This is a genomic window from Phaeospirillum tilakii (genome assembly GCF_042683125.1).
GTDB classification, from domain to species: domain Bacteria; phylum Pseudomonadota; class Alphaproteobacteria; order Rhodospirillales; family Magnetospirillaceae; genus Phaeospirillum; species Phaeospirillum tilakii.
Genome location: NZ_JBHUIY010000061.1, coordinates 1 through 11282, shown reverse-complemented (window position 1 = coordinate 11282; position 11282 = coordinate 1). Strand labels below are relative to the sequence as shown.

At 72.2% G+C, this 11282-nt stretch carries 10 protein-coding genes; all 10 read left to right on the top strand.

The annotated features are described in order from the left end of the window. Window positions 1-206 (top strand): hypothetical protein (locus tag ACFSNB_RS17820; RefSeq protein ID WP_377319042.1); only part of this gene is annotated, 206 nt, incomplete at its 5' end. Then, window positions 203-1138, top strand: coding sequence for a P-loop NTPase family protein (locus ACFSNB_RS17815; RefSeq protein WP_377319040.1), 936 nt, complete (start codon window positions 203-205; stop codon window positions 1136-1138). The genes ACFSNB_RS17820 and ACFSNB_RS17815, both read left to right, overlap by 4 nt. Window positions 1139-1593: 455 nt before the next feature. After that, window positions 1594-3051 carry an undecaprenyl-phosphate glucose phosphotransferase gene (locus ACFSNB_RS17810; protein WP_377319038.1) on the top strand — a complete coding sequence of 486 codons (1458 nt, stop codon included), beginning with the start codon at window positions 1594-1596 and terminating at the stop codon, window positions 3049-3051. A 9-nt stretch (window positions 3052-3060) separates the two neighbouring features. Continuing rightward, complete coding sequence (locus tag ACFSNB_RS17805) at window positions 3061-4782, top strand: FAD-dependent oxidoreductase (protein WP_377319036.1); 1722 nt, start codon at window positions 3061-3063, stop codon at window positions 4780-4782. Continuing rightward, window positions 4779-5750 (top strand): NAD-dependent epimerase/dehydratase family protein, encoded by a 972-nt coding sequence (locus tag ACFSNB_RS17800; protein ID WP_377319034.1) that lies wholly within the window; start codon window positions 4779-4781, stop codon window positions 5748-5750. Before ACFSNB_RS17805 ends, ACFSNB_RS17800 begins: the two co-directional genes overlap by 4 nt. A 23-nt stretch (window positions 5751-5773) precedes the next feature. Beyond that, window positions 5774-6505: a polysaccharide biosynthesis/export family protein gene (locus tag ACFSNB_RS17795; protein WP_377319032.1), complete on the top strand. Its 732-nt coding sequence runs from the start codon at window positions 5774-5776 to the stop codon at window positions 6503-6505. Next, a complete protein-coding gene (locus ACFSNB_RS17790; RefSeq protein WP_377319030.1) occupies window positions 6502-7776 on the top strand; it encodes a hypothetical protein in 1275 nt (424 codons plus the stop codon). Before ACFSNB_RS17795 ends, ACFSNB_RS17790 begins: the two co-directional genes overlap by 4 nt. Further along, complete coding sequence (locus ACFSNB_RS17785) at window positions 7773-9410, top strand: glycoside hydrolase family 44 protein (protein WP_377319028.1); 1638 nt, start codon at window positions 7773-7775, stop codon at window positions 9408-9410. The genes ACFSNB_RS17790 and ACFSNB_RS17785 overlap by 4 nt, the downstream gene beginning before the upstream one ends. Next, window positions 9407-10792, top strand: coding sequence for a lipopolysaccharide biosynthesis protein (locus ACFSNB_RS17780; protein ID WP_377319026.1), 1386 nt, complete (start codon window positions 9407-9409; stop codon window positions 10790-10792). The genes ACFSNB_RS17785 and ACFSNB_RS17780 overlap by 4 nt, the downstream gene beginning before the upstream one ends. Further along, window positions 10774-11115: a hypothetical protein gene (locus ACFSNB_RS17775; protein ID WP_377319024.1), complete on the top strand. Its 342-nt coding sequence runs from the start codon at window positions 10774-10776 to the stop codon at window positions 11113-11115. The genes ACFSNB_RS17780 and ACFSNB_RS17775 overlap by 19 nt, the downstream gene beginning before the upstream one ends. The last annotated feature ends 167 nt before the right edge of the window (window positions 11116-11282 follow it).

Sequence of the window (11282 nt, the reverse complement as noted above, 5' to 3'; positions counted from 1 at the left end):
CCGCCGCCCCGCCGCTGGCCCGCTGGCTCGACCGCGCCCGCCCCGCGCCGGAGGCCGCCGCCCCGCTGCTTCAGCTCAGCCTGCCGCCGCCCGCCCCGGCCGAACCGCCGCCGAATCTCCCCCCGCCGGACCCGCCGCCGCCGGCCGAACCGGTGGCCGCGCCCGCCCCTCCGCCTCCGGACCGCGAAGGAAACCGCCCAGAGTGACGCCCTCCCCCGCCCCCCCCGTTTCGCTTCCGCCCGCGCTGCGGCTGCGGATCAAGGCCCTGCTCGAGTCCGGCCTCAGCCCGGAGGAGGTGGTCGCCCGCCTCGCCGAGCCCGGGCTCGGTCCGGCCGACCCCGCCACCGGCCCCGCCGCCGCCCTCGGCGCGGCGGTCGAGACGGTGGCGACGGAACGCCAGGCCGCCGCCGCGCCGCCGCCGCGCCCCGAGGCGCCCGGGGGCGGAACCGTGTCGCTGCGCAACGACGCCAAGCGGCTGTTGAGCGTGCTGGCCGGCGCGCTCCAGGCGCGCGAGCGCGGCGCCGTGATCGAATTCATCGCCGCCCGGCGCGGCGAGGGCACCTCGACCATCGCCCGCGATTTCGCCCGCGTCGCCGCCCAGAACAGCGACCGCCCGGTGCTGCTGCTCGACCTCGACTGGGTCAATCCCAGCCAGTACGACCATTTCCAGCGCGCCGCCACCGCCGACGGCGCGCCCGGGCCGGCGATCGATCTCGGCTTCGATCCCGCTTTGCTGCTGCGCTACACCGACCGGACCCTGCCCCAGCCGCTGGCCCGCACCGCGGTCACCCTCCACCGCATCGGCGCCACCGCGCTGCACGTCAGCCGGATCGGCCCGGCCGCCCCCGGCGCGGCCCCGTCCGGCGGCGGCCAGGGTTTCCCCGCCTTCTGGGACCGGGTCCGCGCCACCGTCGGCCTGACCGTGATCGACGCCCCCCCGGTGTTCGGCTCGTTCGACGGCCTCGCCGTCAGCACCACCGCCGACAAGGTGGTGGTGGTGATCGAGGCGGAAAGCACCCGCATTCCGATCGCCCAGGAGCTGATCGGCCGGCTCAACGGCCAGGGCGCCGATATCGCCGGGATCGTCTTCAACAAAAGACGCGTCTATATCCCACGGTTTATCTATCGATGGCTGTGATTATCGGGCCGCATCCTCACAGGGCGCCACCAATAATCACATCTCGACACAATAAGAAATAAAAAATAAACCGAAGAACAAACCACGAGCCGGACCAGGACTCGTTTTGCCACCCGCGCGGGCATCCGGCCGCGACGGATCATCATCCCCCGCCTCATCCCGTCACAGCCGGCCCGGCCGGCCGCGCGGGCGCCATCGCCCGGCGCGGCGAAGACCTGGCTAAATTCTACTGAAAGTACAGGCATCTATGCTTTTGTGCCAGATCATCATGACCGAAGGTAACCGTTAATTTCATATAAATTCCGACAAAACTGAGATACCTTCTGAACCTGAGGATGGTCCGGCGCCGCCATCCCGGTTTGGCGCGAATTCGTTGCCGAACCGAAATGAAAACGTTTTTTTACTTAGAGATGCGATCATCGACTCTGGCAGCCTCCCGACATGGCCACGAAAAGATGACCAAGATCAGCGCGATTGAAGTAAAAAAGTTGCAGCAACTTGGCTGGCTGGCAGCCACGTTGATGATGCTGCGGCTGGCGGACCTCGCCATCATCCTGGCCGCCGGTTTTCTCGCCCACTGGTTGCGGTTTGGCGGCGCCGATCCGCTGGCCCAGGAAGAATGGCTGGCGATGTCGTTCGCGACGATGCTGGCGCTGGTGGTGTTCAATCTCGGTCAGGCCTATGCCGCCCGGCTGGCCGGCAGCGTCTGGGCGCTGTCGGCCCGGGCGATCGGCCTTTGGGCGCTGGTGTTCCTGCTGATGGTGGCGACCGGGTTCATGCTGAAGGTCAGCGCCGATTTCTCGCGGATCTGGGCCGGGCTGTGGCTGGGGCTCGCCACCGCCGGTTTCGTCGGCGCGCGGCTGGTGGCGGTCGAACGGGTCCGCCGGGCCCAGCGCGACGGCCGGCTGTCGGCGCGGGTCGCGGTGCTGGGGGCCGAGGCCAATGGCCGCGCCCTCGCCCACCGGCTGCGGAGCGGCGAGGATTCGGTGCGGCTGGCCGGGCTGTATGACGACCGGCGCGACCGCCTCGCCGCCGCCGCCCGGGCCGAGGGGCTCGCCATCACCGGCCGGGTGAGCGACCTGCTGGCGGCGATCCGCGACCAACGGGTCGATTGCGTGGTGATCACCCTGCCCTGGAGCGGCGATCACCGGCTGCATCAGGTGATCGACGCGTTGCAGGGCCTGTCGGTCGAGGTGCAGATCTGCCCCGAGGGGCTCGACGCCCTGACCCGCGATTTCCCGCTGGTGCGCAATCCCAGCGCCGGGCTGCTGGCCGGGCTGCCGATGATCACGGTGATGCACCGCCCGCTCGATGGCTGGAACTGGCTGATCAAGCGGATCGAGGACATCGTGCTGCTGCTGCTGCTGGCGCCGGTGGTGGTGCCGCTGTCGCTGCTGATCGCGCTGGCGATCCGGCTCGACAGCCCCGGGCCGGTGCTGTTCCGCCAGCAGCGCGGCGGCTTCAACGGGCGCGATTTCTGGCTCTACAAGTTCCGCACCATGCGGGTCGAGGATTGCCAGCCGGACGGGGCGACCCAGGCCGCCGCCCGGCGCGATCCCCGGGTGACCCGGGTCGGCCGGCTGCTGCGGCGGGCCAGCCTCGACGAACTGCCGCAATTCCTCAACGTGCTGCGCGGCGAGATGTCGGTGATCGGCCCCCGTCCCCACGCCTTGTCGCACGACCGCCAGTTCGCCAGCGTGATCAGCCGTTATTACGCCCGGCTGCGGGTCCGCCCCGGCATCACCGGCTGGGCCCAGGTCAACGGCCTGCGCGGCAGCATCGAGGAAGACGATCACATCCGCCGCCGGGTCGATCACGATCTGTGGTACATCGAACATTGGTCGATTCTGCTCGACCTGCGCATCCTGCTGGCGACTCCGGTGGTCGGCATGATCCACCGCAACGCCTATTGAGGCCGCGCCATGATCCTCGACGCCCGTGACCTGCCCGCCGGCCAGACCCTCACCGCCGATCTGTGTCTGGTCGGGGCCGGGGCGGTCGGCATCGCGATGGCGCTGGAGCTGGCCGGCTCCGGCCTGTCGGTGATCCTGCTCGAATCCGGTGGGTTCGGGCGCGAGGAGGACAGCCAGGCGCTCTATCGCGGCGCCGTCACCGACCCGGCCCGCCACAGCCCGCTCGACCGCTACCGCGAACGCCGCCTCGGCGGCTCGACCACCACCTGGGGCGGGCGGTCGATGCCGCTCGACCCGATCGATTTCGAGCCCCGCCCGGCCATTCCCCACAGCGGCTGGCCGATCGGCCCGGCCGACCTCGCCCCGTTCTATCCGCGCGCCAACCGGCTGGTCGAGGCCGGCGCCTTCGCCTACACCGCCGAGACCGCGTTCGACCGGACGCTGCGGCCGATGATCCCGGGCTTCGCCAGCCCGCATTTCACCACCAACACCCTCGAACGCTTCAGCTGCCCGACCGATTTCGGCCGCCGCTACCGCCACAAGCTGGAGCAGGCGGCCGATCTGCGGGTGCTGCTGCATGCCAACGTCGTCCACATCGCCCTGTCGGACGGGGGCGAGCGGGTCGAGGCGCTGGAGGTCCGCACCCTGCAAGGCGGTGCCTTCCGCGTCGCCGCCGGCCGCTTCGTCCTCGCCACCGGCGGGCTGGAGACGGTGCGGCTGCTGCTGGCCAGCCACGACCGCGCCCCGGCCGGAATCGGCAACCACCATGATCTGGTCGGGCGGTTCTACATGTGCCATCTCGCCGGCACCATCGGCCGGCTGCGGATCGACGGCCCGCCCTTCTCGGCCTGGAACGGCTACGACATCGCCGACGACGGCACCTATTGCCGGCGGCGGATCGCGCTGCGCCCCGACGTCCAGCGCGAACTCGGCCTCGGCAACGTCATCGCCCGGCTGCACCATCCCCGCATCACCGACCCGAGCCACCGCAACGGCGCGCTGTCGCTGCTCTACCTCGCCCGCGCCTTCATTCCCTACGAATACGGCAAGCGGCTGCATGGCGGCGAGGCGGTCGGGCTGGCCGACCGGCTGCGCCATCTCGGCAACGTCGCGGGCGACCTGCCGGCCACCATCGGCTTCATGCTGCATCTGCTGCGCGACCGCCGGCTGGCCGAGCGCAAGTTCCCCTCGATCGTGATCCGCTCGCGCGCCAACCTGTTCAGCCTCGATTTCCACGCCGAGCAGCAGCCCGATCCGGCCAGCCGGGTGACGCTGGGGCACGAGCGCGACGCACTCGGCCTGCCCCGGCTGGTGGTCGATTGGCGCTATGGCCGGGGCGACGTCGATACCGTCAGCCGCACCCTGGCCCTGTTCGCGGTCGACATCGCCGCGAGCTGCGTCGGCCGGTTCGACTACGACCCCGATCAGGTCGAGAGCGAGATGACCCGCTACGGCGCCTATGGCGGCCATCATATCGGGGTGGCGCGGATGAGCGATTCGCCGCGCCAGGGGGTGGTCGATCGCGACGGCAGGGTGCATGGGATCGCCAACCTCCATCTCGCCGGCAGCGCGGTGTTCCCGACCTCGAGCCAGGCCAACCCGACCCTGACCGCGATCGCGCTGGGGCTGCGGCTGGCCCATCACCTGCGCGACCGCGCCGCCGTCCCGGCCGGCACCACCCCAGCTCCCGCGCCCCCATCTTCCGCGCCCCCGTCTGGAGTCCCGGCATGACCCGTCGCATCCTGGTGCTCGGCGGCACCGGCTTCATCGGCCGCCGGATCGTCGCCGCGCTGGCCGCCAGCGGCTGGGCCGAGCCGGTCGCCGCCAGCCGCCACGGCAGCGGCGGCGGGCTGGCCCTCGACGCCACCCGCCCGGCGGCGCTGGCCGCCGCCCTCGACGGCTGCGACGCGGTGGTCAACGCCATCGCCGCCGCCCCGGCGGCGATGGTGGCGGCGAACGAGGCGCTGGTCGCCACCGCCGCCCAACGCCCGACCCCGCCGCTGCTGGTCCAGTTCAGCTCGATGGCGGTGTATGGCGCGGCGCGGGGCCGGATCGACGAATCCGCCCCGTTCGGCGACCGGCTCGGCCCCTATGCCGCCGCCAAGCGGGCGATCGAGCTGCGCAGCCGGAGCTATCCGCGCGCGGTGATCCTGCGCCCCGGCTGCGTCCATGGCCCGGGCAGCGAACAATGGAGCGGCCGCATCGCCCGCCTGCTGCGGGCCCGGCGCATCGGCGATCTCGGCGCCGGCGGCGACGGCATCGCCAATCTGGTGCTGATCGACGACGTGGTGGCGGCGACGCTGGCGGCGCTGACCCGCCCGGCGGCGGCGGGCGCCACCTTCAATCTGGCGATGGCCGACCCGCCCGACTGGAACGAATATTTCCTGCGCTTCGCCAAGGCGATCGGCGCGGTGCCGCTGGCCCGGCGCTCGGAGCGGCGGCTGCGGCTGGAGACCCGGCTGCTCGCCCCGCCGCTGAAGCTTTTGGAGCGGGCCGCCGCGCGGGCCGGGCGCGATCCGACCCGGCTGCCGCCGCCGATCCCGCCCTCGCTGGCGGCGCTGTGGCGCCAGGAAATCCGGCTTGACTCCGGCGCGGCCGAGCGGACGCTCGGCATCAGCTGGACCGGACTCGACCGGGGCCTCGCCGCCACCGCCGCCTGGCTGGCGGCCGGCGGCGAAGGCTCGAACCACCATCAATGACGACCGACGGGAGACGACGCGGCATGGGGCTGAGGCACGGATGGAAAGGCGCGGCGGGGGCGATGCTGGCGGTGGCGCTGCTGGCGGGGTGCGGCCCGACCCGGGTGACCTCGCCCGAGGCGACCGGGTTCCGCCTGATCGGCGAGCCGCTGCCGCCCTACCGGGTCGGGCCGGGCGACACCCTGGCGGTGGTGCTGCCCTACAATCCTGAACTCAATTTCGAGGCCCAGGTCGGGCCGGACGGCCGCTTCACCCTGCCGGTGGTCGGCGGCATCGACGTCGGCGGCCGCACCGTGGCCGAGATCGAGGCGGCGATCGACCGGATCCTGGTCGAACGCCGGATCGCCCGCGACGCCCAGCCCTCGGTCAGCGTCCGTCATTACGCCCCGGTGATCTATGTCGGCGGCGAGGTCAAGAATCCCGGTGTGGTGCCGCTGCGCGACCGGATGGACCCGCTTCAGGCGGTCAGCGTCGCCGGCGGCATCCTCGAAACCGGACGCGGCGACGAGGTGGTGCTGATCCGGCCCGGGCCGGACGGGCGGCCGCTGGTGCGGCTGATCAATCTCGAGGCCCTGGTCGACAAGGGCGACCGCACCCAGGCGGTGGCGCTGGAGGCGCAGGACACCGTGTTCGTGCCCAAATCCTCGATCGCCGAACTCGACCAGTGGATCGACCAGTACATCAACAAGACCATCCCGTTCAACCGGGGGGTCAATTACACCATCAACAAGAACATGGGCACCTCGGGCCAATGAGGCCGGCGCCCGCGTCCGATCCGGCGGAGGGCGAGGCGGCGCCGCCGGTCCGGCTGCGGACCGGGCGGATGGCGCTGCTGCTGCTGCTGCTGCCGCTGTTCGGCCAGTTCTTTCATTACATGAAGGGGCTGCCGCCGCTGTGGAGCCTGTCGAAGGCCTTTCCGCTGCTGTCGCTGCCGCTGGTGGTCTTCCTGCGGACGGAAGCCCGCCTGCCGATGAGCCGGCAGGTGCTGTTCACCTTCCTGTGGCTGACGGTGGTGCCGAGCTTCGCCGCGATCTTCTATTTCCACCAGGATTTCTTCCTCGGCCTGACCGCCCAGGTCAAGCTGCTGCCGATGCTGTATTTCTTCTCGTTCCTCGGCCTGCTGCTGAAAGTGCGGCCGACGCTGGCGGAGCTGGAGGCCGCCTTCCTGCGCTGCGGGGTGGCGACGCTGGTGCTGCTGGTGCTGCTGTGGGCGCTGGTGCCGCATTCCTGGTACAGCGGCCAGTATGCCTTCGGCTCGTCGCCGCTGTTCTCGGTCGACAGCCGGGGCGAGCGGATCCGCATGCCGATGTTCTTCGCCATCGTCGCCACCCTTTACTGGTACCGCCGCTTCCTGGCCGGCGACGGCTGGCGCTGGCTGGCCGGGATCGCCGCCGGCTTCCTGCTGACCCTGCTGGTGGTCAAGACCCGGGCGATGGTGGTGGGGATGGCCGGGGTGTTCGCGATCAACGCGCTGACCCATGCCAGCCCGCGCCAGCGGCTCGGCCTGATCCTGCTGGTGCCGCTGGCGCTGGCCGGGCTGTTCTCGTTCGGCTATCTCGGCACGATGTTCAGCACCGAATCGAGCAGCGGCTTCGACGTGCGCTGGAAGACCATCGTCAAGGCGGTGTCGTTCCTCGGCCTCGATCCGGTGCGCTGGACCTTCGGGGTCGGCACGATCAGCCCGGTCAGCTCGGACAGCCTGTTCGCCTATTTCGACCATTTCTTCTTCCTGGCCGACATCACCTGGCTCGGCATCCTGTTCGAATACGGGCTGATCGGGGCGGGGCTGCTGGTGCTGTACGAGCTGCGCGGGCTGCTGTTCTATCGCCGGCTCCGCCGGGTCAACGACAGCCTCTTCCTCGCCAGCCTGTTCGACTACATCGTCTATGTGCTGCTGATCTCGAACCTCTACCCGCCCACGCTGTCGCCGGGCGAGACCGCGCTGATCCTGGCGATCTTCGCCTATGTCTGGCGCCTGCACCTCGAGGACCAGGCCCACGCCGACTGGGAGGCCCCCCCGCGATGAATCCCGTCCCGACCGCCCTGCTGCTGGGCGCCCTGCTGCTGGGCGGGGGCGCCGTTGCCGCCGCCGCCGCCGACCCCGCCCCGGTCGCGCTGACAATCGAGGCCGGGGCCGAGGGCCGGCCGATCAGCCCGCTGATCTACGGGGTCGGCTTCGCCCCCACCGCCACCCTGCGCGATCTCAACCTGCCGCTCAACCGCTCGGGCGGCAACAGCGCCTCGCTCTACAATTGGCGGATCAACGCCCGCAATGCCGGCAAGGACTGGTTCTTCGAGAGCCTGCCCTGTTCCGACGACATCTTCGACCAGCATGGCGAGGGCTTCCTCGCCCTGAGCCGGGCCGGCGGGGCCGAGCCGATGCTGACGATCCCGATGATCGGCTGGGTGGCGCGGCTGGATGAGGGGCGCAAGCCGCTGGCCAGCTTCTCGCTCGGCAAATACGGCCTGCAACAGGAGGCCGACCTCGACGGCTTCGCCAGCGCCGGCAACGGCCTGACCCTCGACGGCACCCCGATCCGCGACAACGACCCGACCGACGCCGCCGAGCCGTCCGGCCCCGAGGATCAGGCCGAATGGGTGCGCCGGATCGTCGCCCAGTGGGGCGCCGCCGCCCAGGGCGGGCTGCGCTACTACATCATGGACAACGAGCCGAGCTTCTGGCACGGCATCCACCGCGACGTCCATCCCGAGGGCGCCCATGCCCGCGAGGTGGCCGACCGGGTCAAGACCTACGCGGCGATGGTCAAGGCGATCGACCCCGGCGCCCAGGTGGTGGCGCCGGAGGAATGGGGCTGGGGCGGCTATCTCCACAGCGGCTTCGACCAGCAATATGCCGACAGCCACGGCTTCGACCACGCCCCCGACCGCGCCAACCAGACCGGCGGGATGGATTACCTGCCCTGGCTGCTGAAGGAATGGAAGGCGGCCGGCCACCCGGTCGATGTGGTCAGCGTCCATTACTACCCGCAGGGCGGCGAATATCGCGAGAAGGACGACGACCTGTCGCGCGAGATGCAGCTGCGGCGCAACCGCTCGACCCGCGACCTGTGGGACTGGAGCTACCGCAACCCGACCTGGATCAACGACACGGTGGCGCTGATCCCCCGGCTGCGGCGCTGGGTCGATACCTATTACCACCCGGGCACCCCGATCGCCCTGACCGAATACAATTGGGGCGCCGAGGGGACGATGAACGGCGCCACCGCCCAGGCCGACCTGCTCGGCATCTTCGGCCGCGAGGGACTCGACCTCGCCGCGCGCTGGGCCGCCCCGGCGCCCGGCAGCCCGACCTACCTCGCCTTCAAGCTCTACCGCAATTACGACGGCCACCGCTCGACCTTCGGCGAACGCAGCCTGCCGGTGCGCGGCGGCGACCCCGACGACGTCGCCGGCTTCGCCGCCCGGCGCGAGGGCGACGGCGCCCTGACCGTGATCGCGATCAACAAGCGGCTCGACGCCCCCGCCCCGCTGCTTCTGACCCTGGCCGGCTTCGCCCCCGGCGGCGCGGTCGAGACCTACCGCCTCGCCGCCGGCCGGCTGGAGGCGCTGCCGCCCGCGCGCTATCGCGACGCCGCCCTGGCCGCCGACCTGCCGGCACAGAGCGTCACCCTGTTCGTCTTCCACGGAGCCGCTCCGTGAAACGCGCGGGCGCTGCCCGCGCCCCCTTCTTTCTCAAGAAAAAGGGGGAGGTCCGGAGGCGCCAGCCTCCGGGCGGGGCCGGGGCGGCAGCCCCGCATGGCCTGCTGCGGGCGGCGGTGCCGGCGCTGGGCTCGCGCCTGCTCGACCTGCCCAGCCGCTACGGCTTCCACCTGCTGGTGGCGGCCGGGCTGGGCATGGTCGGCGCCGGCGATTTCTACATCGTGTTCAGCCTGATGGTGGCGCTGGCCGGACTGGGCCGGCTGGGGATCGACCGCGCCCTGACCCGCGAGGTGGCGATCGCCCTGGCGGCGGGGCGGCCCGGCCAGGCCCGCCGCCTGATCCACCACGCCGTCCTGCTGGTCGGCCTGCTGTCGGGCGGCCTGGCCCTGGCGCTGGCGCTGGCGGCCGAACCGCTGGCCCGGCTCGCCCTGCACCGCCCCGATCTGGCCGGACCGCTGGCGCTGGGAGCGCTGGCGATCCTGCCGCAGAACCTCTCCACCGTCGCCGCCGGCGCCCTGGCCGGGCTGCGCCGGATCGGCCTCAGCCAGATGGTCTATTCCTGGCTGTGGCCGGCGCTGTTCTGCGGGGCCGCGCCGCTGCTGGGGCTGGCGGTACCGAACGCGCTCGGGCTGATCGCCGCCTGCTTCACCGTCGCCGCCCTGATCGGCGGCCTGTGCCTGTTCCGCCTGCTGCCGCGCGGCGACACCGGCGCGGCCGAGCCGCCGCCGCCGTTGCTGCGGCCCGGCCTGTCGCTGTTCAGCCTCGAACTGGCCCAGCTGACCCTGGCCACCGCCCCGGCGCTGATCCTCGGGCTGGTCGCCGACAGCGCCGCCGTCGGCGGCTTCGCCCTGGCGTGGCGGATCGCCCTGCTCGCCAACATCGTCATCAGCGGGGTCGCCGCGCTGGCCTCGCCCCGCTTCGCCGCCCTGCACGACCGGGGCGACCGCGCCGGACTGCGCCGCACCGCCGCGCTGGCTGGCGGGCTCGGCTTCGCCCTGGCGCTGCCGGCGCTGGCGCTGATGCTGGCGCTGCCCGGCCCGCTGCTCGGGCTGTTCGGCGCGGGCTTCGAACAGGCGGCCGGGGTGCTGCGCCTGCTGGCGCTCGGCCAGATCGTGGCGGCTTCCTGCACCGCCTTGCCCGAATTGCTGGGAATGACCGGGCAGGAGGCCAGCCTGCGCCGGATCAACGCCGCGGTGATCGTGGCGACGCTGGGCGGAGTGGCGCTGCTGGCGCCGCGCTGGGGGGCGGAAGGCGCGGCGCTGGCCACCGCGCTGGCCCTGGCCGCCGCCGGCGCGGGCGCCGCCGCCGTGGCGTGGCGCCGGCTCGACGTGGCGCCGTGGCGCGACCTGCCGGGAGAGATCCGATGCTGGAAAAAGGGCTGATCCTGCTGCTGGCGCTGGCCCTGCCCGCCGCCGCCTGGGCCGAGGCGCGGCCGCCGCGCTACGACATCAACGGCCTGTGCCGCCGCCTTGCCGCCACCAACGACGGCATCGACACCGAGCGCGAACAGAGCTGCCTGCGCGCCCAGAGCGACGCGCTCGACGCGGTCAAGCGGGTCTGGCTCGACACCCCGGACTACATCCAGCGCGATTGCGACCTGCGGGCGCGCGGCGACGGCGACAAGGATTACGCCCTGCTGCGCAAATGCATCCGCGACCAGCTCAACCAGACCCAGCCCGACCTCGCCCCGCCCGGCGGCCGGTAGCTACCAGCAGCCCGGCACCGCCGCGCGGATCGCCTGGGCCAAGGCGCGCAGATGGCGCTCGACCGGCCAGGCCGCGCCATGGGTGGCGACCAGCACCAGCGCCGCCACCGCCAGCGGCCCGCGCCAGGCCGGCCGGGCCGGCGGCAGGCCGCGCGCCAGCGCGGCGC

Coding starts and splice junctions, on each gene's coding strand:
- ACFSNB_RS17800 (WP_377319034.1), top strand. CDS start 4,779: ATGACCCGTCGCATCCTGGTGCTCGGCGGCACCGGCTTCATCGGCCGC.
- ACFSNB_RS17795 (WP_377319032.1), top strand. CDS start 5,774: ATGGGGCTGAGGCACGGATGGAAAGGCGCGGCGGGGGCGATGCTGGCG.
- ACFSNB_RS17805 (WP_377319036.1), top strand. CDS start 3,061: ATGATCCTCGACGCCCGTGACCTGCCCGCCGGCCAGACCCTCACCGCC.
- ACFSNB_RS17790 (WP_377319030.1), top strand. CDS start 6,502: ATGAGGCCGGCGCCCGCGTCCGATCCGGCGGAGGGCGAGGCGGCGCCG.
- ACFSNB_RS17775 (WP_377319024.1), top strand. CDS start 10,774: ATGCTGGAAAAAGGGCTGATCCTGCTGCTGGCGCTGGCCCTGCCCGCC.
- ACFSNB_RS17810 (WP_377319038.1), top strand. CDS start 1,594: ATGACCAAGATCAGCGCGATTGAAGTAAAAAAGTTGCAGCAACTTGGC.
- ACFSNB_RS17785 (WP_377319028.1), top strand. CDS start 7,773: ATGAATCCCGTCCCGACCGCCCTGCTGCTGGGCGCCCTGCTGCTGGGC.